Source organism: Pseudomonas sp. KCJK9016 (genome assembly GCF_046231795.1).
Classification (GTDB): domain Bacteria; phylum Pseudomonadota; class Gammaproteobacteria; order Pseudomonadales; family Pseudomonadaceae; genus Aquipseudomonas; species Aquipseudomonas bananamidigenes.
In genome coordinates this window covers 132,263-156,722 of the sequence record NZ_JBJJMM010000003.1, presented here as the reverse complement: position 1 = coordinate 156,722, position 24,460 = coordinate 132,263, and the positions used below count along the sequence as shown (strand labels likewise).

The 24,460-nt window shown below is 60.4% G+C and carries 20 protein-coding genes; 10 read left to right on the top strand and 10 right to left on the bottom strand.

The annotated features are described in order from the left end of the window. Positions 1–76: 76 nt before the first annotated feature. From mvaD to ACK6BI_RS03785, 5 genes are all read right to left on the bottom strand, one after another. Positions 77–1,078, bottom strand: a complete 1,002-nt coding sequence (mvaD, locus tag ACK6BI_RS03805; RefSeq protein ID WP_409316058.1) for a diphosphomevalonate decarboxylase — start codon at positions 1,076–1,078, stop codon at positions 77–79. Further along, positions 1,075–2,130, bottom strand: a complete 1,056-nt coding sequence (locus ACK6BI_RS03800) for a mevalonate kinase (RefSeq protein ID WP_409316057.1) — start codon at positions 2,128–2,130, stop codon at positions 1,075–1,077. The genes mvaD and ACK6BI_RS03800 overlap by 4 nt, the downstream gene beginning before the upstream one ends. 2 nt (positions 2,131–2,132) lie before the next feature. Further along, positions 2,133–3,359 carry a hydroxymethylglutaryl-CoA reductase gene (locus ACK6BI_RS03795; RefSeq protein WP_409316056.1) on the bottom strand — a complete coding sequence of 409 codons (1,227 nt, stop codon included), beginning with the start codon at positions 3,357–3,359 and terminating at the stop codon, positions 2,133–2,135. A 167-nt stretch (positions 3,360–3,526) separates the two neighbouring features. Continuing rightward, positions 3,527–5,938: a glucose/quinate/shikimate family membrane-bound PQQ-dependent dehydrogenase gene (locus tag ACK6BI_RS03790; protein WP_409316055.1), complete on the bottom strand. Its 2,412-nt coding sequence runs from the start codon at positions 5,936–5,938 to the stop codon at positions 3,527–3,529. Between the two features lie 92 nt (positions 5,939–6,030). Then, positions 6,031–7,392: a carbohydrate porin gene (locus tag ACK6BI_RS03785; protein WP_409316054.1), complete on the bottom strand. Its 1,362-nt coding sequence runs from the start codon at positions 7,390–7,392 to the stop codon at positions 6,031–6,033. 300 nt (positions 7,393–7,692) lie between these two features. On the opposite strand from ACK6BI_RS03785, the gene ACK6BI_RS03780 reads away from it, so the two are divergent. Together ACK6BI_RS03780 and ACK6BI_RS03775 are read left to right on the top strand one after the other, a co-directional pair. Continuing rightward, positions 7,693–7,923 (top strand): VF530 family DNA-binding protein, encoded by a 231-nt coding sequence (locus ACK6BI_RS03780; protein ID WP_065258699.1) that lies wholly within the window; start codon positions 7,693–7,695, stop codon positions 7,921–7,923. A gap of 1 nt (position 7,924) precedes the next feature. Next, a complete protein-coding gene (locus ACK6BI_RS03775; protein ID WP_409316053.1) occupies positions 7,925–8,569 on the top strand; it encodes a Pr6Pr family membrane protein in 645 nt (214 codons plus the stop codon). A gap of 151 nt (positions 8,570–8,720) precedes the next feature. On the opposite strand, the gene ACK6BI_RS03770 is transcribed toward ACK6BI_RS03775, so the two are convergent. Both ACK6BI_RS03770 and ACK6BI_RS03765 read right to left on the bottom strand, forming a co-directional pair. Then, entirely contained in the window at positions 8,721–9,506 is a 786-nt protein-coding gene (locus ACK6BI_RS03770) for a siderophore-interacting protein (RefSeq protein WP_409316052.1), read from the bottom strand. After that, positions 9,503–10,078, bottom strand: a complete 576-nt coding sequence (locus ACK6BI_RS03765) for a PadR family transcriptional regulator (RefSeq protein WP_409316051.1) — start codon at positions 10,076–10,078, stop codon at positions 9,503–9,505. Before ACK6BI_RS03765 ends, ACK6BI_RS03770 begins: the two co-directional genes overlap by 4 nt. Positions 10,079–10,582: 504 nt before the next feature. Here ACK6BI_RS03765 and ACK6BI_RS03760 point away from each other — a divergent pair. The 6 genes from ACK6BI_RS03760 (at position 10,583) to ACK6BI_RS03735 (ending at position 17,510) form a co-directional block, all read left to right on the top strand. Next, complete coding sequence (locus ACK6BI_RS03760; protein WP_409316050.1) at positions 10,583–11,080, top strand: CS1 type fimbrial major subunit; 498 nt, start codon at positions 10,583–10,585, stop codon at positions 11,078–11,080. 81 nt (positions 11,081–11,161) lie between these two features. Further along, a complete protein-coding gene (locus ACK6BI_RS03755) occupies positions 11,162–13,684 on the top strand; it encodes a TcfC E-set like domain-containing protein (protein WP_409316049.1) in 2,523 nt (840 codons plus the stop codon). Between the two features lie 3 nt (positions 13,685–13,687). Further along, positions 13,688–14,914: a hypothetical protein gene (locus ACK6BI_RS03750; protein WP_409316048.1), complete on the top strand. Its 1,227-nt coding sequence runs from the start codon at positions 13,688–13,690 to the stop codon at positions 14,912–14,914. 40 nt (positions 14,915–14,954) lie between these two features. Beyond that, positions 14,955–15,695, top strand: coding sequence for a molecular chaperone (locus tag ACK6BI_RS03745; RefSeq protein ID WP_409316047.1), 741 nt, complete (start codon positions 14,955–14,957; stop codon positions 15,693–15,695). 19 nt (positions 15,696–15,714) lie between these two features. After that, positions 15,715–16,218 carry a CS1 type fimbrial major subunit gene (locus ACK6BI_RS03740; protein ID WP_409316046.1) on the top strand — a complete coding sequence of 168 codons (504 nt, stop codon included), beginning with the start codon at positions 15,715–15,717 and terminating at the stop codon, positions 16,216–16,218. Positions 16,219–16,265: 47 nt separating this feature from the next. After that, positions 16,266–17,510: a hypothetical protein gene (locus ACK6BI_RS03735; RefSeq protein WP_409316045.1), complete on the top strand. Its 1,245-nt coding sequence runs from the start codon at positions 16,266–16,268 to the stop codon at positions 17,508–17,510. Between the two features lie 15 nt (positions 17,511–17,525). Here ACK6BI_RS03735 and ACK6BI_RS03730 read toward each other — a convergent pair whose 3' ends face one another. Genes ACK6BI_RS03730 through ACK6BI_RS03720 form a run of 3 tightly spaced genes read right to left on the bottom strand, consistent with a single transcriptional unit; the run spans position 17,526 to position 21,105 of the window. Next, positions 17,526–17,735 carry a hypothetical protein gene (locus ACK6BI_RS03730; protein ID WP_409316044.1) on the bottom strand — a complete coding sequence of 70 codons (210 nt, stop codon included), beginning with the start codon at positions 17,733–17,735 and terminating at the stop codon, positions 17,526–17,528. After that, positions 17,705–20,779 carry a transglycosylase domain-containing protein gene (locus tag ACK6BI_RS03725; protein WP_409316140.1) on the bottom strand — a complete coding sequence of 1,025 codons (3,075 nt, stop codon included), beginning with the start codon at positions 20,777–20,779 and terminating at the stop codon, positions 17,705–17,707. The genes ACK6BI_RS03730 and ACK6BI_RS03725 overlap by 31 nt, the downstream gene beginning before the upstream one ends. Beyond that, on the bottom strand, positions 20,686–21,105 hold the full coding sequence (locus ACK6BI_RS03720; protein WP_409316149.1) for a hypothetical protein: 420 nt from the start codon (positions 21,103–21,105) through the stop codon (positions 20,686–20,688). The genes ACK6BI_RS03725 and ACK6BI_RS03720 overlap by 94 nt, the downstream gene beginning before the upstream one ends. A gap of 206 nt (positions 21,106–21,311) precedes the next feature. Here ACK6BI_RS03720 and ACK6BI_RS03715 point away from each other — a divergent pair, with 206 nt between their 5' ends. Continuing rightward, on the top strand, positions 21,312–22,730 hold the full coding sequence (locus ACK6BI_RS03715) for an amino acid permease (RefSeq protein WP_409316043.1): 1,419 nt from the start codon (positions 21,312–21,314) through the stop codon (positions 22,728–22,730). 169 nt (positions 22,731–22,899) lie between these two features. Beyond that, positions 22,900–24,405 carry a glucosyltransferase domain-containing protein gene (locus ACK6BI_RS03710; protein ID WP_409316042.1) on the top strand — a complete coding sequence of 502 codons (1,506 nt, stop codon included), beginning with the start codon at positions 22,900–22,902 and terminating at the stop codon, positions 24,403–24,405. Positions 24,406–24,460 lie beyond the last annotated feature (55 nt).

The window sequence follows — 24,460 nt, the reverse complement described above, 5'->3', positions numbered from 1 at the left end:
CCCGTTTCCTAGGGACAACCGACGCGCCTTGTCGGAATCGTCCCCCGAAAAACACCCCGTCTGTAGGACGCACGCATCAAAACAGATGCTGCTCCAGTCGCCGTGGCCCGTCGCCCGCTCTATCGAGTATCCAGCGCTGGATGTCAGGCAGTTTGCGCAGTTCGGCGAAGACCCTGGGGGAATGTTGCGGCGTGCACAGCACGTGTACGTTAGGCCCGGCGTCGAGGGTGGCGCAGACGTCCAGGCCTTCCTGGCGCAACTGGCGGACCCGTTCCAGCACGGTCAGGGTCGCGGGTCGCCAATAGAAAACCGGTGGTTGCGACGTCATGGCGACCAGGTGCAGTTCGATGGCTTCGCGTTCCACGGCGTCGGCCAGTCGGGAGAAGTCACGTTCGAAAATGGCTTGGCGAACGTGTTCCAGACGCTGCGGCAGCAGCTTCAGGCGGGTCGGGTAAAACTCGCTGCTGTGGGCGAGCAAATGACCCTGGCGGGAGCTGACGGTTTTGTGTCGGGCGTCGGCCACGGCGATCAGGTCGTGCAGCGGCCAGTGGCGTGCCGGGGCGATTTGCAGGGCCGGCGCCGAGAGCAGCCGCGCGTTGCCGGGCCACTGCACGAAGCCACCGCAGACCGAGCGTGCCGCCGAGCCTGAGCCGGAGAGGCGCGCCAGATCGCTGAGGACGGGATGGCTCAGCGATTGCCCGCAATGCAGGGCAAACGCCGCCGCCAGGGCGCTGAAGCCGGAGGCCGATGACGCGATTCCGGCTCCGGTCGGGAAACTGTTGGTGGTGGCGATGCGCAGCGGTTGCCAGTGATCGAAGTGTTCGCGCAAGGCCTGCAGGTGATGTTCGATCCCGGCTCGCAGGGTGGGGTCGGCCGGCACCAGTGCACCGCGCGCGGTTTTCCACAGAATTTCGTCGGTCGTGCCATTGGCAAGCGGGGCCAATGTGCAGAGGCTGACACAACGGTTGAGGGTCATCGAAAGCGAGGCGTTGTTGGGCAACGTGTTCAGCGCATCGCGCATGCCCCAGTACTTGATCAGCGCGATGTTGGCGGGGGACGAGACGCTGGTGCGATTCATGACCGGGTGATCTCTAGGCCTGCCACCGCGAGAGGGGCGTCGAGTTGCCGGTAGCGCGCTAGCTCCAGCAGATTCGTTGCACCCAGTACCAGCAGCGCGCCGGCCTGATCCCCGGTCAATGCTCCGGCGCCGCAGATCTTGGCTGCACCGCCAGCCTTTTCTACCGCGCGAATCACTTGTGCGACGGCATCGGGGACGACGCCCAGGGCTTCAAGATCGGCTTCGTAATCGCGTATCACCGTGCGAAAGGTTTCCGGCATCGGACGTGTCTGGCGCAGCAAGGCACTGAAACGCTCAGTGTTACGCCGCATGCTGGCCAACAGCGGATTGTCGGGGCCTTCGAGTCGATGGCGGGTGGCGGCAATGACCTGGCCGGTGCTCTCGCGGGCGGTGCCGGTGTTGAAGAGGCGCAGGGTATCGGGCAGCAGTTCCGAGGTGATGACGGGTAGCACGTGCACGTCGAACTCGCCTTCTGCGTTGCGTCTGCCTTCGACGATCGATCCCAGCAGGCTGGTGTTGTGATCGATGCCCGAAGGTTCGCCGTGCTGATAGCGTTCAATCGACAGGGCCAGGGGTTCCAGCGGGCAATCGTTTTCTGTCAGCCCGAACAATTGCATCAGTGCAGACGAGAGAGAAACGGCAAGCGCACCCGAGCTGCCGAAACCGGCACCCGGCGGAATCTGCGATTGCACTCGCAAGGTAAAACCACGCCAGTGCTGCGGTGCAAGTCGCAGGAGAAGTTCACCGATGGCGCATTTGACCAGGTGATCGTGGCCAGCGTTGGCCAGGGCGGCGAAGGTCTGTGCGCCTGGCGTGGCCTGATATCGCTTCAGGGCCATGCGCATGCTTACGGTGTAGTCGATCAATTGCTTGGCTGAATACGTCTGCTGCAGCATCAGATCGGGCAATCGCAGTTCAATCTCGCCGTCCTGTCGCGGCGTGAGCCACACATTGCAGTAAAGCCCCACGGAACAGGCGATCACCGGGCATCCGTGCAGCGCCGCATGTTCGCCCATGAGGATGATTTTGCCGGGGGCTCTGGCGTGGATCATGATCAGCGTCCCAGCCGCTGATGGGCCGATACCAGTTGATGCGCGGCCTGGGCGGCCATGATCGACAGTTCGCCGGCGAGCACCGTTGCGCCGAGAATCTCCGCCAGGCGCCGGGTGTCCTTTCCCGGTTTCTTGCTGCCCGGGATGATTCCCATCAAGGCCAGGGCTTCGCGTTGCGTACAAAGAGAGGTGCCGCCGCCGACGGTGCCCAGCGGCACGTCCGGCATTGTGACCGAGGCATAGATGGCATCGTGTTCACAGGCTTCGAAGCAGGTAATGCCGATGGCACTTTCCGCCACTTGAGCGACGTCCTGACCGGTGGCCATGAAGAACGCAGCGAGGATGTTGGCATGATGGGCATTGCAGCCGATGGCGCCGGCCATGGCCGAACCCATGAGGTTTTTCCGGTACTGCAGCTCGCAAAGTGCTCCGGCGTCGGTCTTGAGAATGTCGCGGAGTATGTCTTTGCTCAGACGGACTTCGGCGTTGATCCGCTGGCCGCGTCCGTTGATGAAGTTGACCATCGCCGGTTTCTTGTCCGTGCAGTAGTTGCCCGAAATGCTGAGGCACGAGACGCCGGTTGCGGGGGTGATCAACTCACGGATGACCCGGTCACAGGCAATGCTTGCCATGTTCATGCCCATCGCGTCCTCGGTACGGAAACGAAAGCGCAGATAGATCGTGGTACCGACCACCGCAGGCTGGATGTCTCGCAGATGCAGATGAGCGCTGCCCTGTTCACAGGCCTGCCGGATCTGCTGGAGGTTGTCGCGGATCCAGGCCAGAAAGGTCTCGGTCTGCTGGATACCGGTGGAGCGAAACACCGGCGCACGGGTAATGCCCACCTCTTCGACCCGAACCACTGCGCCGCCGGCGGCGTGCAATGCCCGGCATCCACGGGAGGTACTGGCGATCAGCGCGCCTTCGGTGGTCGCCAGAGGGACGTAGACCGGCTCCTGGGCCGTGATGGCCTGGCCCTTGACGAGCAAGGGGCCGGCGATGCCCAGCGGAATCTGGACGGAGCCGATCCGGTTCTCGCAGTGGGCCGGCTGCGGTTCGCGGGTGTAATCGCCAATGCTGCGCAGCGAGGTACCGCTGATGTGTTGCAGGGCTTCACGGCGAATCAGGGCCGCTTCATTGTGATCAAGATCGGCGGGCAACTGGTGAAAGCGTGCCTGTCCTTTGGTCAGTGCTTCGATCCAGTGATTGCCAAAGCGTGTATCTGCCATTGGGGGCTCCATGATTCAACCGCTGCATGAGGTTGATGATCGGAGCAAACGGGAATAACCGCGCCTGTCAGAGTTGACAGTCTTTTATATCGATTGGCGATTGGCGCGCAGAAAAAAAGGCGATGCCCTCACAGGACATCGCCTTTCCTTTTTACTGCCGTTAACGATTAATCCGGCAGTTTGTACGCAATCACATAGTCGCCCATTTTGGTGCCCAGCGAACCGTGACCGCCGACAACCAGCAAGACGTATTGCTTGCCGTCCTTGCCGGTGTAGGTCATCGGAGTGGCCTGGCCGCCCGCAGGCAGACGGGATTTCCACAGCTCTTTACCGGTGTTCACGTCATAGGCGCGCAGGTACTGGTCGAGGGTGCCGCTGAGGAAGCCGACGCCGCCGGCAGTGACGATCGAGCCGCCCATGCTTGGCACACCCAGAGTGAAGCCGATCGGGATCGGCGAGCTGTCGCGGCTGGTGCCGTTCTTGCGTTTCCACACGACTTTGCCGGTGGTCAGGTCGATACCGGCGACGTAGCCCCAGGCCGGGGCCTGGCACGGTACGCCGAAGGGCGACATGAACGGATGCATGATCACCGCATAAGGCGCGCCGGTGTTCGGTTGCACGCCAGCGGTTTCGCTCTCGCGCTTGCTGCCGGCGGCGACTTTTTCGCGCGGCACCATTTTCGAGACGAAGGCCATGTAGTTCGGGCTGGTGAACAGCATCTGGCGAACCGGGTCGACCGATACGCCACCCCAGTTGAACACGCCGACGTTACCCGGATAGATCAGGCTGCCCTGTTCCGACGGAGGCGTGTACTGGCCTTCGTAGCGCAGTTCCTTGAACTGGATGCGGCACAGCATCTGGTCGAACGGGCTGGCGCCCCACATGGCTTTTTCGGTCAGTTCCGGAGCCAGCAGGTTCAGGTCCGAGCGGGCCTGGGTCGGGGCGGTGTGGTCGCCTTTCACGGCGCCTTGCGGCACCGGGATCTCGCGGATCGGGATGATCGGCGTGCCGTCACGACGGTCGAGCACGTACAGGCTGCCCTGTTTGGTCGGGGCGATCAGCGCAGGCTTGATGCCGTCGGCGGTTTTCATGTCCAGCAGGGTTGGCTGGCTGCCGACGTCCATGTCCCACAGGTCGTGGTGGGTGAACTGGTAGTTCCAGCGCACTTTGCCGGTGGCCAGGTCCAGCGCGACGATGCCGGCGCTGAATTTCTCGGCGCCCGGGGTGCGGTCGGCGCCCCACTGGTCTGGAGTCTGGTTACCGAGTGGCAGGTAAACCATGCCGAGTTTTTCATCGACGCTGGCCAACGACCACATGTTGGCCGAGTTGCGGCTGTAGATCTGGCCCGGGGCCAAAGGCTCGGTGGCGTCCGGCTTGTCGCTGTCCCAGTTCCACACCAGGTGACCGTCGCGCACGTCGAAGGCGCGGATCACGCCCGATGGCTCGTTGGTCGATTCGTTGTCGGTGACGTGACCGCCCATGATCACCAGATCACGCGTGATCGCGGCTGGCGAAGTGGAGTAGTAACCACCGGCGGTGAACGGGCCGATGCCTTGGGTCAGGTCGACCACGCCTTTGTTGCCGAAGCCTTCGCAGATCTTGCCGGTGTCGGCGTTCAGTGCGATCAGGCGGGCATCGGCGGTCGGCAGGTACAGGCGACGCGGGCAGGCCTGGGCGACGGCTTTGCCGGCTTCGGAGATGACGGCGGAGGCTGCGTTTTCAGACTTGGCGTAAGCGGCTTCGTCGTAGTACGACACGCCACGGCAAGTCATGTGGGCGAAGCCCTTGAAGCCGACCGGGCTCTTGATCTGTGGGTCGAAGCGCCACAGCTCCTTGCCGGTGTCCGGATCCAGCGCCAGCACTTTGCTGTGGGCGGTGCAGGCGTACAGCATGCCGTTGGCTTTCAGCGGGGTGTTTTCGTTGGTCAGCTCCACCGGGTCATCGGCGGTCGGCAGGTCGCCGGTGCGGATGCGCCAGGCTTCCTGCAGTTTGCCGACGTTGGCCGGGGTGATCTGCTTCAGTGGCGAGTAACGGTCACCGAACTCGGTGCGGCCATAGGCCTGCCAGTCGCCATCGGGCATCTGCGGCGCGGTGCTGGTGGTGTCGGCGGTTTCGCGACCCAGTTCGCCGAAGGTCTCGCCCGGGTGGGTGAACAGGCTGGCCAGGGCGGTGACGCCGGCCAGAATCACGGCGACGGTCAGACCGCCGGTGCCCATCGGCGCAGGGCCGTTGAGCAACAGCGGGCGACGGAACCACGGCAGCAGCATCACGAAGCCGAGGACGAACCACAGGGCCAGACGCGGCACCAGTTGCCACCAGTCCAGACCGACTTCCCACAGCGCCCAGACGGTGCTGGCGAACAGCACGATGGCGTACAGGCCCAGCGCTGCGCGGCGACGCATCAGCAGCAGGATGCCGGTCAGCGCGATGCCGATACCGGCCAGCAGGTAGTACAGCGAGCCGCCGAGCGTGCTCAGCTTGATTCCCCCGGCCAGCATGGCCAGGCCCATCAGTAGAAGCAGAATGCCGAGCAGGCTCGGTAGCAGACGGCCTCGACCCGAAGCACTTTCGGTGCTCATAGTGTGGTTCTCCGTGACGTTTCAAGTAGTCCCGCGCTTAAGTCACTTTAGATGACGATCAGGCGCGGGCATGGTTCATTGCAAAATTGAAATCAGAACGACGACTGGATCTTGATCCCGCCGATCAGTGCGTCGTCGACCTTGTCCACACCGCCCGGATGGCGGATGTATTGCAGGTTCGGGCGCACGGTCAGCCAGTTCGTGACGTGCACGCCGTAATAGAGTTCGGCGCTGTATTCGGTGTCCTGCGGCGGCAGGTAGGACGGATCGTCGTAGTCGTAGACGGCGCGGGCCTGGTTGGTCGCTTCGGCGTTCTTGCGGTAGGCCGGGTTGACGTGGACACGGGCGAGGGCGAAGCCGATGTCGTCTTTGGCGCGAGCGTCGAACAGGCCTTTGTAGACCAGGCCGGCCTGGACATAGTTGTCCACGGCGTTGGTCTTCTTGTCGTGCATCGTGCCGTTGGCGAACAGGCTCAGACCGCGGGAATTGTCGCTGGCGACGCTGGTGATCTGCTGCTGCACACCCAGCCACACACCATGCTTGCTCGAAGCGCTGCGATAGGCTTCACCGCTCAGGGCTGCCGGCTGGCCGTTGCTGTCCTTATAGGCGTCGGTGGCCTTGGCGTTGCTGTAGTAGTAACCGGCACGGTATTCGCCCGGCAGGCCGTTGAGCTTCGGTGTCCACACCAGCTCAACTGGCAGGATCGCACCCTGGGTGCCGCTGCCGCTGAGTTTGAAGCCGTTGCCGCGATCGAGGTTCGACGGGTTCTGCTCATAGGCGCCGACTTGTGCGTACAGCTCCGGCGTCAGGTGATATTTGACCCGCAGCGCCCATTGGCTGACCGGCCAGTTGTACCAGATGCCGCCGACCCAGTTGCCGACCTGGGATCCGCAGAACGCCAGGTTCTGGAAGTCGCACGGGAAGCTGTTGAAGTCTTCGCCTTCGCCGAATCGGCCGACCTTGATGTCGAGTTTCCGGTCGAAGAATTTTTGCTGGTACCACATTTGCGTCAGGCGCGTGGTCTGGCCACGGCCCCAGACTTCCTGCGCGGAGGTGAAACCACCGACGCGCGGGTCGTTGATGCGATCGTTGCTGATGTTGTTGCCGCTGCGTTTGGTCACGGTCAACTGAAATTCGGCGTCGTTCCAGCCCAGCAGTTTTTGCAGGTCCAGATGGGTGCCCAGGCCCCACTGGTCGCTGTAGCGCGCAGCGCGGTCATGGTCGTAGCCGCCGTGCAGGTTGCTGCCCATTTCGCCGGTGTAATCGAGTTTGAAGTCGATGCCTTTTTCCGAGAGTTCGCTGCGGGTGCCGTTCCAGTCACCGAGCATGTACGGTGATTCACCGTCGAAGGCCGGAGCGGCCTGGGTGCAGGTGGCGAGGCCAAGGGCGGTGCAGCCGCCGATCAGGCGCAGGGTTGAGATAGCGCTGTCTCGGAAGAACGGAAAATCGGGCATTGAGTAGGTCTTTCTTGATCTTTTTGGGGGATGGGCTGACCGCTACGATTTGACGCAGGCAGTGAAGCGATTCAGCGGAAGGGCGGCAGGATAATGTCCAGTTACAAAAACACAAAGTGCTTTTGCAGACATGAACCCTTTCGGATTCGGTAACAGTGCGGCAATCGATCACATTGCCGGTGTCGACGGAGCCTGCGATCGTGCACGGTTCACCTACAGTTGAAGGAAGGCCTTCCACCGGCCCGGCCCCTCGGCTAAGGTGCGCGGCTTCTGCATTTTCACTTCGCTCAAAGGCCCGGCATGAACGAACACAATCCCGATCCGCTGCACGGCGTGACCCTCGAACAGATCCTCAATGCACTGGTGACCCATTACGAGTGGTCGGGTCTGGCCGAGCGCATCGACATCCGTTGCTTCAAGAGCGATCCGACCATCAAGTCGAGCCTGACCTTTTTGCGCAAGACGCCCTGGGCACGGGAGAAAGTCGAACGCCTGTACGTGAAACTGATGCGCACCAAGCGTCCGCTCTGAAATGAACGCGCTGTTGCGGCGACGCCTGGTCACTTCGGTTGCGGTGCTGGGCTGGGTCGGGCTGGGGATTCAGCTGTACCTGATTTTCTTCGCGCGGTTGAGCATTGGCGCCAGTCTGTTGGGCGGGCTGGTGAGTTTTTTCAGTTACTTCACCGTGATCACCAACACCCTGGTGGCGGTGGTGCTGACTTGCGCGGTGACGGATCGCGAATCCGCTGCTCGCCGCTGGTTTCTGCAACCCTGGGTCAGCAGCGGCATCGCGGTGAGCATTGCCGTGGTGGCCCTGGCGTACAGCATTCTGCTGCGGCACTTGTGGCATCCTCAGGGCTGGCAGTTCATCGCCGACGAATTGCTCCACGACGTGATGCCGCTGCTGTTTCTGGCCTATTGGTGGTTGTGCGTGCCCAAGGGCACCTTGCGCCTGAAGCATCTGCCGTTGTGGCTGATCTATCCGCTGGTGTACTTCGTTTATGCGCTGCTGCGCGGGCATCTGCTGGGGGCTTACGCGTATCCGTTCATTGACGTGGCGCTGCTGGGTTATCCACAGGTGTTCGTCAATGCCGGGGGGATTCTGGTGGGGTTTGTGCTGATTGCGTTGCTCTTTATCGGCCTTGACCGCGGGTTTCCCTCTAAACGGCACGAGTGAGCAAACCCTGTGGCGAGGGAGCTTGCTCCCGTTCGGCTGTGCGGCAGTCGTAAACCCTGCGATTGCGTTTTACCTGATACAACGCGGTTGCAGGATCGGGGCCGCTTCGCAGCCCAGCGGGAGCAACCTCCCTCGCCACCAATGTATGCAGTTACTCTTCTTCGGAGCCTTCGGCGCGCCAGTAACCGACGGCTTTGACGAACTGCTCGTCCAGCCCGTGCTCATCGAGCAGCACCCGGCGGATCTGCCGCGAGACTTTCGTTTCCGTCGCGACCCACGCATACAGATTGCCCTTGGGCACCTGCAACTGCTTCACGGTGGTCAGCAGACTGTCCTTGTTCGCGCCGCGCAACACCCAGATCACGTTGACCTGCGCCGCGCTTTCCAGCGCTTGCTGCTCCTTGCCGTTTTCCACTTCGACCACCACCAGCGCCTTGCGATTGGCCGCCAGGCCTTCGAGGCGGCGGGCGATGGCGGGCAGGGCGGTTTCGTCGCCGATCAGCAGGTAGCTGTCGAAGATATCCGGCACGATCATCGAGCCACGCGGGCCGCCGATGTGCAGATACTGCCCGGGTTTGGCCTGTTCGGCCCAGGTCGAGGCCGGGCCGTCGCCGTGGAGGACGAAATCGATGTCCAGTTCAAGCTTGTCGAGGTCGTAGCGGCGCGGGGTGTAGTCGCGCATCTCCGGCATCGGAACGTCGCTCTTGCCGGCACCGAGCACCAGGGTTTCCAGCGCGGCGGCCTGTTCGGCGTTCTGCGGGAACAGCAGTTTGACGTGGTCGTCAGTGCCGAGGCTGACGAACCCGGCCAGTTCCGGCCCGCCGAGGGTGATGCGGCGCATGCGCGGGGTCAGGTCGACCACGCGCAAGACTTCGAGTCGGCGGCGTTTGATTTCATGCATCACACGGTGGATGCCTTGGGTCTGGACTTCAGTCATTCGGCGTTCTCCGGAGCAGGTTGAACGGCAGGGCCGTCGACGATGGCTTTGGCGGTGTCGTTGAGCAGGTCGCGAACCCGCAGGATTTCTTCCGGGCTCCAGCGCCCGTGGTGCATTTGCAGGGCGTGGCGCAGGTTGTGCACCGCTTCATGGATTTCCGGCGGCCGGTCGTGGCCGCGCAACGAACGTTTGCTGACATCGATACGCATGCGTACCCCGTCCAGTGCCACGGCCTGTTCGCCGAGGGACTGACGGCCGGCATCGGTGACCGCATAGCGTTTTTTGCCGCCCTCGGCATCGCCTGTGATCATCTCGCTCTCTTCGAGAAACGTCAGGGTCGGGTAGATCACGCCGGGGCTGGGGCTGTAGGCGCCGTCGAACATGGTTTCGATCTGGCGGATCAGGTCATAGCCGTGGCACGGCTGCTCGGCAATCAATGCCAGTAACAGCAATTTCAGGTCGCCGGGGGCGAATACCCGTGGGCCGCGTCCGCCGCGTTCGCGGCCGTGGCGTTTTTCGAAGCCGTCACGGCTGTCGCCATGGTCTCGGTGATGGGGATGATGGTCTCTCATTTCAGTCTTCTCTCGTCGTGTTTAGATACAACGTAAGATATATCTTTTGTAGGTGGCAAGGCATTTTTTCCCGAAAGGGAACGGCAGCGGACGAATGGTCAACCGGGCGAGAAGGGAGAATCACCGCGTGCAGGGGTTATTTGATCGTCCGGAAAAGAATGACCATGAAGTTAAAGCTGTCGCTCTATTGATAGTTGAGCTTATATTCTAAATATCAAAAGAAGTGCCGCGAAGTATTGGCCAAAGTGCTGTAATGTTTTTTTCAGTTCAACTGTGGGTAGGGCATGGCTTACAGTTGTTTTTGTATATTTTCGGGTTTTGATGTTTTTTCTTTCAAGTTGCGAGGTTGTTGAGCTACAAGTTCGTGGGAAGTTGCCTGCTTACATTCATTTAACAAGCGTTGATCATGCCCCGGCGTTGAACTTCCATGTTTCATGGCTATATTGGCTGGAGTGGCGGGAAGTTCAATGTTTCGATTCCTTAATAGAAAACAGGTACTGACCGATGTTCAAGAAAATCGCTTTCGCTGCCCCGCTGGCCGTTCTGGCTTTGAGCTCTTCCGCGGTATTCGCCGCCGGTGAGGCACGACACTCCATCAGTCTGGTGGCGCATGTACCGACCAATGGTTTCTATGTGGTGCCGACGGACCCGGATCTGGTCAACAAGGACCAGGACATGAGCTTCAGCCCGATCACCGGCACCATGAAACCGGTGGAAGGCTTCTTTGATGTGCGCAACAACAACGGATCGGTTCACGGCTCACTGGAGGGCGTTCCGAAGCTGATCGGCGGTTCGAGCATCATCGACCTCAAAGTCGAGTTCAATGGCAAGGTGCTGACCCAGACTCCGCAAATGGTCGTAGGGGAGTCGGAGTCGGATGTGAACTACCGTGCACCGGTGCGCATTACCGCGACCGGCACCGACTTCACGCCGGGCGACTACACCGGCGCAGTGACCATGATGTTCGACGCGGTTCCACCGGTCGGTGGCAGCACGCTCTAATCCGTGAAGTAACAAAGCCGGCTGGCTGACGCATGCGTCAGTCGGCCGGACTTTATCCGTTCGCATTCAGAGTTCGTTTTCATGTTCCCGATGACTTCCATCGCGACTGCACTTGCGTTGCTGTTTTGTGCCGGTGCGGCAGCAGCTGCCGAATCGGCCGGTACAACGCCGCGCAGTTTGCTGGCGCAGGCCAAAGGCTTGCCGAAAGACTTTGAAGAACACTTTTTCGATGTTCCTCTGGCTGTACGGGTGGAACTCGATCAGCAACCGTTGGGCGAAGCGATGATCGTGCTGACCCGCGATGATCGCATCACGCTGCTTGATTTCACTGATACCAGTGAAAACCGTTTCGGCGCCGCCGAACGGGAAAAATGGGCCGGCTATCTCAAGCCTGGCGTACCGCTGGGTGGTTGTAGCGGTCAATGCCCGGAGCAAATGCTCGCCGTGCACTACAACCTGGAAAACTCGCTGGTATCGATCGTCACCGAGAATGCCGAGCGAGACAGCGAAACCCCTCGTTTCTACGAGCAGCCCCAGGACGGCAGCACCGGCCTTATCGTGCGCAACCAGCTCAACCTGAACGGCGGTCAGGATCAGGATCTGGGCGGCCGCTATGGCCTTGAAGCCAATGGCAGCCTGGGTAACTGGACGCAGACTTTCAACATGCAACTGGCCCGTCTGGGCGGACCGGACGACAAGCTCTATCACGCGGTGTACGAACTGCACACCCAGCGCGAACTGCAAGGCAGCTTTCTGCGCATGGGCTATTTCACGCCGACTTCAGAAGGCCTGACCCGGCAGCCTCGCTCTTTCGGCAACAGCCCCGACACGACGGTCGGCGTGATGTACGGCAGTTCCGACAGCCTGGCAGTGGATCTGCAGAATCCCAGCGTCTACCCGATCTATGTCACGGCCAACCGTCAGGCCTCGGTGGAGATCTTTCGCGATGGGCTGTTGATCAACACCCAATCCGTGCCTGCCGGTTTGCAGACCCTCGACACACGGCCATTGCCCGGGGGCATTTATGAAGTGGAAGTGCGACTGATCGAGGACGGCCAGATCACCTCGACCACTCAGGAGCTGGTGTACAAGCCGAGCAACTGGCGTAACCCCGAAGAGCGCTGGCGCTACAACGTATTTGCCGGCCAGGAAACCAAACTGCTCAGCAATTGGGACCGCCAGGCCAGCGGTGACGCCACGGCCGGTGCGTCGCTCAACTATCTGTTGCACCCCCGTGTGATCCTCGGTCTGTCGGCCCGGCAGGTTCGCGAGAAACTGCAGTACGGCACCTCGATCGACTGGACCCTCGCCAACAGCGTGAGCATGTTCGCCAACGTCTACACGACCAAAGACCATGGCACCGGACTGGATCTGCAAGGCCTGTACAACTATGGGGCCGGTAGCCTGGTGGTGAGTCACAACCGCAGCTGGCTCGACACCACCGACATTTACGACACGCTGCCAGACGGCACCCGCATCCGTCAGCGCAATGTTTTCACCGGGCAGACCAGCAACTCCTCGCTGGCGCTCAATCACCGGGTCAGCCGCAACAGCTCGCTCAATGCCCGGGTTTCCCACAGTGAGGGCAACGTAGAAGGCGTCGGCCTCGATCTGGGCTGGACCCAGCGCACCACGTTGTTTGGCAGTGACTCCAACTGGCGGCTGTCGCTGTTCGACCGGCCCGGCAGCTACAGCAGCGGTGATGCGCGAAACCGGGGCGTGGATCTGAGCCTCAACGTCGCGTTGGGCGGTCCGGGCCAGCAGGTCTCCGGCAGCATCGGTACGCGTACGGCACGGGACGGCAGCCGGGACAACAACGGCTCGCTGGGTTACCGCAAGAACTTCGACGACCACGTGCTGCAAAGCGTGATGGCGACCGTGCTCACGGACACTTACGGAATCGGCCTGAATGGCCAGGCCAACTTCAGCACCGACATCGCCAATGGCGATGGCTTCATCCAGCGCTCCTCCTATAACGGCAACTACACCGGCGGCCTGAACCTGGACAGCACGGTGGCCGTCGGTGGGCAGGCCATAGTCATGACCAGCCAGCCTCAGGGCCGGGGGGCGGGGATGATCGTGGATGTCGAGTCCGACATCGACGGCATCGCCCTGCGCGCCGATGACTTGAGCGGTGGCAGCGCAGCTCTGCGGCCAGGGCGCAACTTCATTCCGATCACGGCTTACAGGAACAGCTCGGTGAGCTTCGACTTTGTCGGCAACGATGTGCCGGCGGCGTCCATCGAACCGGCGCGAACCCGGTATCACATGAACAAGGGCGGCGTGGAATACCGCAAGGTGCGCGTGATGAAAACCTTCACGGTGCTGGGCCGTCTGCTCGATCCCCAGGGACGGCCGCTCAAGGGCCATCACGTGATCAATCACGCCAGCCGTGGGGTGAGCGAAGTGGACGGATTCTTCTCCATGGAAATGCACGCCGGTTCGCCGACCCTGGAAGTGCGGTTTGCCGATCAGTTGCTGTGCCAGTTCCGTCTCGATCCGCAGCAGGGGCGAGTGGAAAACAATGTGTTGATGATCGGCGATCTGCGGTGCAGTCCGGACACATTGGCCGATGCAACTGTTTTCGATCAGAAGGCAGGTTGAGTCATGAAAAAACTGAAGCATTGGCTGACACCGCTCATGTTACTCGGTGTGTCACAAGCACAAGGGGCGAATCAGGAGATCAAGGCATTGTTCCAGCCAGATCCTTCGATGCCGTGGAAGAACGAGTTCATCAACCAGACCCCGAACAGCGGTTACTGCGCCATTTACCCGGAACAATGCAGTGATAACAAAACGTTCAGCATCCAGATGCCGATACGCTTTCACACAATCACCCCGATGTCATTGAATGAAGGCGTCTGGATCAAGGCACCTGCCCAATGGCGTAGTTTGACTGTCACCAATCCTGAAACTCAGCAAACCAGTACCGTGGAAGTGCGCATCTCAGGCATAGGCTCGGTCTTTCGCCTCAGCAGGCCGGTCACTGAATTGACGGGGATAGCCGACATTCTGGAAGCGCACCGTAAACTGTGGACCACCAGTTCCTGGGTCAATGCCCCGCCTCCTTGCCAATACAGCGGTGTGGGTGCTTACACGCCGAGTACCTATCGTTTTTTCTGGAAGACACCTCAGTCGGGAAGCTGCAACAAGATTGCGGCATTCAATGTGGGGCATATGTCTTTCGAGCATCTCGATGTTGCTTATGAATTGCGGACACCGAACCCTTTGGCCATGTCTGCCGGCGTGTATAGAGGGTCGCTGACTTACAGCGTTGGCAGAGTCGCCGCCGATTTCAATATGGGGCCACTGTTCGATTCGGATGACGCCAACCTGACGCTGGATTTCGTTCTGGACGTTCAGCACACCCTCAAAGTCGACCTGCCACCCGGAGGCAATCGCATTGCGCTGGAGCCCGAAGGCGGATGGCAACCATGGCTCAATACCCGACGCATTCCCGAACGGTTGTACCGCGATCAGACGTTCCACATCTCGGCCAGTTCGCGCTTCAAGATGTATCTGGACTGTGGCGGAACGGCCACCAGCGAGTATTGCTTCCTGTACAACGATAACCAGTCAAGTTATGCCGCGATGGGTGTCAGCGTCACTCTGCCAGGTGGCCTGACCGATACCGGTGGCAGGCCGGTCCGACGGCAGCGGCTTCGCCCTCATGAAGTCAATGCCGTGGTGTTTCAGCCAGGCATTTACGTTGACCGGCAGCAGGGAACCCTGCATTTCGATGTCGAGAAAAATTCCATTGCGAGAATACTGACAGCGGACAAGGGCAATAAATATTCGCAGACGGTCATTGTTGTTTTCGACTCAGAGATCTGACCGTTTTTTGATTGTGGGTCTTCCATTGGAGCGTGTGTGCATGAAGCAATTACTTGTCCTGTTAGTCGTGAGCCTGTTTTATCCCTCTGCTCAGGCCGGTCCGAACATCAACATCGGCGTGGTCTACGACTATCTGGCCGGCGATAAAAGTACGTACTTGAAACGCGTCTACAACAGCGGTGACAGCACCGCGTTCGTCAAGATCAACGTCCTGGAAATCATCTACAACGCCGACGGCACCTCCACCGAAGTTCCGGTCAAGACGCAGTCCGATGCAGGCGCCCGTGACGGCGTGATGGCCAGTCCCGCACGCTTGATCATCCCCGCCCAGGGCATGCAGGGCACTCGTTTGCTGTTCATGGGCGAACGTGACAAAGAGCGTTACTTCCGTGTGCGGTTCGTCCCGGTGGTGCCGGAGAAGGAGGACGAGTTCGCGGTTTCCAGCGAAGAGCGGGAGGAATACAAGAAGACCCTGACAGCTGGCGTCAACGTCATGGCCGGTTTCGGCACGATCTTTTTCGTACGTCCGCTTAATGCCCGATTCGATACGGTGATCGACGACAAAACGGGCACTTACAAGGTGCGCAACAACGGCAACACCGTGGTGGTGATCGACGAATTCAAGAGCTGTTCGAAGTCTGACGAGACCGAATGCGACGCCACCACCAAACACCACGTCATGGCCGGCAAGACCTTCGAGTTCGAGAAAAAACCGGGACGCGAATATCGCTTCATCCTGGTCGAAGGCGACAGCAAAAAGAACCTGAAAACCGCCGGTTGACCCTCAGGGAAAATGAAAAATGATCAAACAATGGATGGCCCTGACGGCGGCCGCCGGACTGGGATTGATGAGCGCCTGGGCGTTCGCGGCGCGGGAAGAGCTGGAGTTTCATGTATCGGTGCACATTCCGACGCTGCAGTTTTACGTCATACCCAGCGAACCGGACTGGATTCATCGCGAACAACGCCTGCCCTGGGATGTGAACACCTCGACCCTCGGCAGCCTGCGCAGACACTTCGACGTCCGGCATGACAGCAGCGCCATTGAGGCACGCCTTGAGAGCTTTCCCTACTTGACCAACGGGAGAGATCCGAATGCGCACATCCTTTTAAGGGTGTTCTTCAATGGCAAGTTGCTCAGCCACGACCCGGTTCCCCAGCAAGTGGTCACCGCTGAGGAAGCGCGCAACGGGGCCCGGGTGCTGTTGGAAATCCAGCCGGTTGAGCAGTTCGACGGCTACAAGCCAGGAGACTATTTCGGCACCGTCAACCTCATGTTCAATGCGGCCGCTCCTCAGGGTTAGACATGGACCGGACATAAGACATCGCTATTCAGTGCAAGGACGTGGCAATGATTTTCAGGTTCCGTAAAAACAGGATGTTCGCGTGCGCGGTCGGCATATTGTTTTGTGCCTCCGTGCAAGCCGTCACTCAAGAGATGCGTGCCAGTTTCATACCCGATCCGTCGAAACCGCAGAACAATGCGTTCATCGATCAGACGGTACAAGGTGGTTATTGCGGAACGTACGTCGCTGACTGCAAAGCCTACAACCTGTCTGGCGTGCGCCTGCCATTACGCTTTGCTTCTGTCCGTTCGATCGAGCCAGGGGCGACGGTGCGCAATGGTGCGATGTTGAGGATCCCCAATCAATGGCGCAGTCTGACCATCAGAAATGTTGTAAACGGGGAAACCGCCACGGTAGAAATGCGAATCGGCGGGTTGGGTACTCAGTATGTTTTGAGCGACACGGCGAAGAGCCTGACAGGGGCCGCTACCGATCAACAGGCACATGACGATCTGTGGGGTGGTCGAGGCTGGTGGTTTCCCTCCAAACCTTGTGAGTCTGGAGCGATGTCCGCGTTTACGCCGAACGCGTATCGATCCTTCTGGCGCGGCCCCTCGGAAACGGACTGCAGCAAGGAGGCCGCATTCCGGATACCGTGGATTACCTACGACTACCTGGATGTGGGCTACGAACTTCGTACACCCAGCCCGTTCACGATGTCGGCCGGGATTTATACCGGTGAGCTGATCTATGGCGTGGGGCCGGGGCTGGACATTGATGCGGGCGATAATCTGTTGCCGGACAATGCCGTCGTCACGTTCAGATTCGTGCTCGATGTGCAGCATTTGCTCAAGGTCGACTTGCCGCCGGGTGGCAACAGGATTGAACTGGTGCCGCAGGGCGGCTGGCAAGCCTGGTTGCAGGAGGGGCGAAGACCGGTCCGGTTGCTCAAGGATCAGACATTCAACATTTCCGCTTCTTCACGATTTCGGATGTCCATCGAATGCCAGTACGGCGGCATTGGCGCCTGCTCGTTACGCGACGTCGAATCCGGCAGTACCTTTCCCCAGGTCTATATGAGCGTGAGCCTGCCCCATGGAATCACTGACGCGGCAGGCCGGCCGGTGAAGCACCAGCGCCTCACGGAACGCCCGACCGATACCTTGTTTCAACCAGGAATTTTCGTCGATCGGGCACCCGGCACCCTGCACTTCGAAGTTCCGAGCCATTACATGGAGCAGATGCTGCAACCCGGTCAGGCGAAGCAGTATGCCGGTAATGTCACGGTAATCTGGGACTCTGAGGTTTGATGGCCTTTCCTGGCTTCAGGTCGGCATGGGCAGCAGACCATGCCGACGCATGGCTGTGACGGTCAGCGAACGTCCCGGCCCCTGTCGTCGGTAGGCCAGTTCAGTGAGCTCGCGTACGTATTCCTCATCACTGACCGGCGCAGCCGGGCCGGGTGAGTGCCGTTGTTCAAGTCGGGAAAATGACGCGCCGCCCTTCAGCGGCGGGTAACCTCCAAGGGCTGACATTGTGTATGGCTACCCGGTTGCAGATAGTTGTTGAGAATCGGCGCCATCCCCTTGAGTACCTGCACCGGCAACGCCGAGGTGAATTTGAAGTTCTCCGCCGAACGGCCGGGAACGTACGCGGTGAGTGTGCCGAAATGGCTGTCGCCGATGTAGAACACAAACGTCGCGGTACGGTTGATCGATTTGGAACTGAGGATTCGTCCGCCGGAACCGATGGCTTCGATCCGGTTGTCACCGGTACCGGTCTTGCCGCCCATGATCAGTGGTCGGCCATCGGCCATCTTGAAACTGCCGGAAACACGTTTGGCAGTCCCCGAATCCACCACCTGGGAGAGTGCCTCGCGCATGGCCGTGGCGACTTCGGACGGCATCACCCGTTTACCGACATGAGGATCATTGACCAGTTTCGTTTCGTAAGGCGTGCCGGCGGCAAAATGCAGGCTGTCGATGCGCAGGGTCGGCATGCGCACCCCATCGTTGAGGATGGTGCCGATCAACTCGGCCAGCGCGGCGGGACGGTCGCCGGAGCTGCCGATGGCGGTGGCCAGCGACGGCACCAGATGATCGAACGGGTAACCGACTTTTTGCCAGCGCTGATGGATGTCGAGGAAAGCTTCGATCTCGAGCATGGTGCGGATACGACTGTCACGGGCGCCCTTGTGTTTGCTCTTGAACAGCCAGCTGTAGACTTCCTGGCGCTCGAATTGACTGGCCTTGACGATCTGGCTCCAGGTCGCGTCCGGGTGATTGAGCAGGTAGCCGATCAGCCACAGGTCCAGCGGATGGACTTTGGCGATGAAGCCCTGGTCCGGCAGGTCATAGGTGCCGGGACCGTAGGCCAGATAAAGCCGTTCGAGGCGCTCGTCGGTGAGTTTTTCAGTCAGTTTCACGCCCTTGAGATGCGAGCGGACAAAGGTGTTGAAGTCTTCCTGACTGGCGTCGGGCAGCAGATAGCGATGCACCGCGGCCATGCGGATCGGGGTCGGGCGCATGCTGTCGAGGAAGGTGTCGAGGCGGGCCTGGGTGTCCTTGTTCCGGTACTTTTTCCAGAACTTGAGCAGGAACGAAGTGCCCTCGCGGTCGGCGAACGAGGCGAGGTATTCCTGGCGCCGCGGGTCGCGGTCGTCCTTGAGCAGTTCGGCGCTGTTGTTGGGGCCGGAGTAGGTGGTGTAGCGCACCAGGTCGCGCATCAGGCGAATGAACGGCAGGTTGATCGACTCGCGCAGGGCGTCGCGCAGGGTCGGCATGCGGCCGTTGTCTTCCTTGCGGAAGTTGTGGAAAACATGCAGCCCGCCGCCGGTGAAAAACGCCTCGCCGGGGCTGGCGGAATATTTGCGGTCGAGGGCCGCGGAAAGCATCTTCGACAGGTCGTGATCCTTGTTCTGGATCAGGTAGTCGATCACCCACTGGGTCAGGCGATCCTGATCCGGCACCTCGACCTTTTTCAATTCCGGCACAGACATGGCGCCGTACTTGTCATGCAGTTCGGAGATGATTTGCAGGTAGGTGGTCAGCACCCGCATCTTCGCCGTGGAGCCCAGCTCCAGCTTGCTGCCCTCGTTGATGTCGAACGGCTGGTCGGTGCTGTCGGTCTGCACCCGCACACGCGAGCCATCCGGGGTCAGTTCGAACAGGGTGAAGCTGTAACGCACTTGCGTGGTGCTGGTGGGCGTCAGCAGGCGCTCGCCGAGCAGGCCGATTTCAGCGGCGTAAGCCGGGTCGGCGAGTTTTTTCAGGTAGGCGGTGGCCTGGGTCTGCAGCTCCCCTTGCAGGGTGCTGGTGGCGGAGAGGTCGAGGCGGTCGAGGTCGTACAGCGGGCGATTGAGCATCGAAGCCAGACGGCTGCGGGCGACGCTGATGCCTTTGTTGGTCTCGATCGGCTGAATCGTCGGCTGGGTCTGCCAGTCGCGATAGGTGACCTTGCTCGCGAGGGCGGCATCGGCCAGCGCGGTGTCGATCACGCCGTTCTGCTTGAGCAGGCGCAGGTGACTGTCGGTGAGATCGGCCAGCTCTTCCCGGCCCTTGGTCAGGTAGTGAGACGGACGGCGCTGGGCGATCATCAGCGAGAGCATTTCCCGCAGGGCCAGACCCTTGTCGGCCATGGTCTGCGGATCGGTCGCGGTACTGGTCAGTTTTTTGTTGGCTTCATTGAAATCGGCGCCATACCAGACCCGCAAGCCTTCGGCCATGCCGTGGACTTCGCCGTGCCCCGGCACCGCTGACAGCGGCACACTGTTCAGGTAATCGCGAATGATGTTGCGCCGCGCCGGCAGGGTGTCCGGGCCGGCCTGATAGGCGCGCACACTGGCGGAAATCATCTGGCGGATTTTCTCGGCACCGTTCACCGTCAGCCCATCCGGCGAGTGGCGATATTTTTCCAGCTGCGTGGCCAGCGTGCTGCCGCCCGCCGACTGCCCCGGCAAGTGCAGCAGCTTGGCGACCTGCGACCACGCCGCCATGCCGAAGCGCGGCCAGTCCACCGCCGGGTTGGCCAGCGGTTGTTTCGGGTCGAGCAGAAAGCGGTTTTCGATGAACAGCAGGCTGTTGACCACCACCGGTGGAATCGACTCGAAACTCGAATACAGCTGCTGCGGATAGTTGTACTGATACAGCGGCGCGGCACGGCAATCGGTGATCGACAGCCCGGCCTGGATTTTTTCGGAGTAGGGCACGAACAGGCCCTTGTCGGTGTAGCCGAGCAACGCTGGCGAAAAGCGTGTCTGTTCGGTGATCACATAATTGCGCTTGAGCAATCGCGGCAGGAATTCATCCAGCGAGCTGTAACCCAGACGCAGATCAAAAGGCCCGTTGCCCGGATAACGAATGGCTTCGCTGGGGCCCGGTTGCAGTTCATAGGTCAATCTGGCGGCGTACTGGCTGACCTCGCGGGACTGAAAACGCGAAGTGCGCATTTCCTTCATGGCGGCCAGCCCCACGACCACCGCAATGATCAACACCAACAGCCAGAAAGCCTTCCACCCATGCCGGTTGCGACGGGGTTTTTCAGGGGCAGGCGCTTGATCCACACGTTCAGTCGGAACCACTTTTTCACTCGAATCGGTTTGCCACAAAGCGCCCATAGTCGATTGATCCATTCACGCAGATTGATCGGACTTGACTGAAGCTTAGTCGGTGGTTGGGCGGGATGAAAAAATTGTGAAGCGGTGACCCTGAACAAATCTGCACGGAAGGCAATCCGTCGGCAGCGCGTGTGCAGGTCTCGGGAAAGGGCAGAACAGAGCGGTTCGCGGGTAAATACGACTTGGGTAGGGGCATGACGCTGCACCGTTGCTGTGCAATACTCGGCGCCCACTTCGGCAGTGAATAATCCGGTTTTTTCAGGAGTGTTTGTCTCGAAATCCCGCTTCATAACGATGCTTGTCGCTGAATAAGACGGTTTTTAGAGTGAAATATCCTGCTGGAAGCTTTTTATACTGCCAGCCCCGCTGATCCTCAGGCCCGGAGCCGGAGGACGCGTCAGCCCACGAGGTCGACGCGGTGTCGGGAAGCCACGGCTTATCGGTCGACGCTTCGACACTCGGTGGTCTATCCAATAACAAGACGAGGAAGTCCCCCATGCCAGTCGGCAATCACCCGCCCCATGGCGAGACCGCGAACGGCGGTCCACTCAAACGCGAACTCGGCGAACGGCATATCCGCCTGATGGCGCTCGGCGCCTGTATCGGTGTCGGTCTGTTCCTGGGGTCGGCCAAGGCCATCGAAATGGCCGGCCCGGCGATCATGCTGTCCTACATCATTGGTGGTCTGGCGATTCTGGTGATCATGCGTGCCCTCGGCGAAATGGCCGTGCACAACCCGGTGGCCGGTTCCTTCAGCCGTTACGCACAGGATTATCTCGGCCCGTTGGCAGGGTTTCTCACCGGCTGGAACTACTGGTTCCTGTGGCTGGTGACCTGCGTCGCGGAAATCACCGCGGTAGCCGTGTACATGGGCATCTGGTTCCCCGATGTGCCGCGCTGGATCTGGGCGCTGGCGGCACTGGTCAGCATGGGCTCGATCAACCTGATTGCGGTCAAGGCCTTCGGTGAGTTCGAGTTCTGGTTCGCCCTGATCAAGATCGTCACCATCATCGCCATGGTGCTCGGCGGCATCGGCATCATCGCCTTCGGTTTCGGCAACGACGGTGTGGCGCTGGGGATTTCCAATCTGTGGACCCATGGCGGCTTCATGCCCAACGGCGTGACGGGCGTGTTGATGTCCCTGCAAATGGTGATGTTCGCTTACCTGGGTGTAGAGATGATCGGCCTGACCGCCGGTGAAGCGAAGAACCCGCAGAAAACCATTCCGGGTGCCATCGGCTCGGTGTTCTGGCGGATCCTGCTGTTCTATGTCGGCGCGTTGTTCGTGATCCTGTCGATCTACCCGTGGAATGAAATCGGCACTCAGGGCAGTCCGTTCGTGATGACCTTCGAGCGTCTGGGCATCAAGACTGCCGCCGGTATCATCAACTTCGTGGTGATCACCGCCGCGCTGTCATCCTGCAACGGCGGCATCTTCAGCACCGGGCGCATGCTCTACAGCCTGGCGCAGAACGGCCAGGCGCCTGCCGCCTTTGCCAAGACCTCCAGCGGCGTGCCGCGCCGGGCGTTGCTACTGTCGATCTTCGCCCTGTTGCTGGGTGTGCTGCTGAATTACCTGGTACCGGAAAAAGTCTTCGTCTGGGTCACCTCGATCGCCACCTTCGGCGCGATCTGGACCTGGGTGATGATCCTGCTGGCCCAGCTGAAATTCCGCAAAGGCCTGAGCGCCAGCGAACGGGCGGGTCTGAAGTACAAGATGTGGCTGTATCCGGTCAGCTCCTACCTGGCGCTGGCGTTTCTGGTGCTGGTGGTGGGCCTGATGGCTTACTTCCCGGACACCCGCGTGGCGCTCTATGTCGGCCCGGCGTTCCTGGTGCTGCTGACCGTCCTGTTCTACGTGTTCAAGCTGCAACCGACCGATGCGTCGCAAGGCGCGGTGCGTTCGGCGTCGTAATTCGTCAGTGGTGCAACTGAAAGCCCCGGTCGATTGGCCGGGGCTTTTTTGTGGGCGGGAACTTGAAGCCGCTGGTCTGAAAACAGCGTAGAAACCGACCTCTGACTCGTCCCATGTTCCAAGCTTTATAGACGCAGTTTCCCGTGCGGCAGTGAACAGAGGCGCCGGTATGAGGATGAGCGATTTTCTCGTGCGAGAACTCGGCCGCCGTCAGGTTGTGCTGTTTTTCCTGCTCGCTACGATGCTGTACATCCTGCCGCTGATCCTCGCCGACTTCCCTTATATCGACGACAACTGGCGTTCTCTGGCCGCTGGCGATGCCTGGGCCGGGCAGGGGCGTTTGTTCATGGACTGGTTGTATAAAGCGCTGACCTTCACTGGCGCTGCACCAAACATCTTTCCCTTGCCGTTGTTGACCGCCACGCTGGCGATGGCATTGGCCCTGACCCGACTGACCTTTCATTACTTTCCCGAGCCGACGCTGACCAGTTGTCTGGTGCCGTTGCCGCTCTGGTACAACCCGTTCCTGTTGCAGAACCTGTCCTATCAATACGACGGCCCGGGTATGGCCCTGAGTCTGGTAGCCGTGATTTACGCGATCACGTTCGGCGGTTCGACGCGAATACAACGATGGCTGGTGCCTTCGGTGTTGTTGGCGCTGGCGATCGGGCTGTATCAGATCAGTCTCAATGTGTTTCTCGGGCTTTGTGGTGTGGAGTTGCTGAGGCATGTCCACCGGGGAGCACCGTGGTCAGAGCTTCGGCGTCTGGCTGGCTGGAAGCTGGCTCAACTGGTGCTGGGAATATCGATCTACGCGGTCACGGCCTATCCGTTCACGAATGCCACGCGTACGGAATTGCTCAGCTATAGTGCTGATCCACTGTTGCAGATCGGCACCCGTATCGCTTGGGTCGCGGAGAAGGTAGCGCTGCTGTTTCACGGCGGCTACAGCACGGTGTTCGTTGTGTTGATGGCGTGTGCGCTGATCGGTGGCGCAGGGTTCGTACGGCAGATTCGCTTGCGTAATGAGCCACCTGCAAAACGTTGGCTCCTGGGGGGCATCTGCCTGCTGATGGTGCCGTTGATTGTGCTGCTGTTGCCGGGCATGACCCTGTTGTTTCGCGATTTCAATGAAGGTGCACGCACCCTGATGGGATTCGGTGTGCTGCTGTTGTTGCTTTTCTATCTGGCTTATCTGGGGTTGGTGCCGTTGCATCGGCGACTGCCCCTGATACTGGCGGTTCCGCTTCTGGCTACGCTGTCGCTCTCCTTTGCCTATGGCCGGGTGCTGACTATGGAAAAAACCCTCGCCAACAGCGCCTTGCACAGCCTCAGCCACGACATTGCCTCCCATCGAGAATTGCGCGAAGCCAAGCGGATTTATATGTCGGTCACTTACTCCGATCGCTGGCTTGCAGGCGCGACCGGCACGTTCAAACAGTTGCCGGTGCTGCGTTACCTGCTGAACATCGACTATTTCATGCTCGCGGAAAACCTGCCCTCGGCCGGCATCACCAACGTCGTCGCCGAACGTGAACGGCGCAATGCCACCCGCGTCGGCTATCAGGGGTTTCCAGCCCTGGTGGACAGTCTCTATTACCGCATCTATCTGATCGGTGATTACGGTTTCATCGTCATGAAAGAGCCGCCCCATGGCCGGTTGCTGCAATGGTGACCGTTGGTCTGAAACCGCATCCGACCTGTAATTTCTGACAGTAGACCGCTCCCAC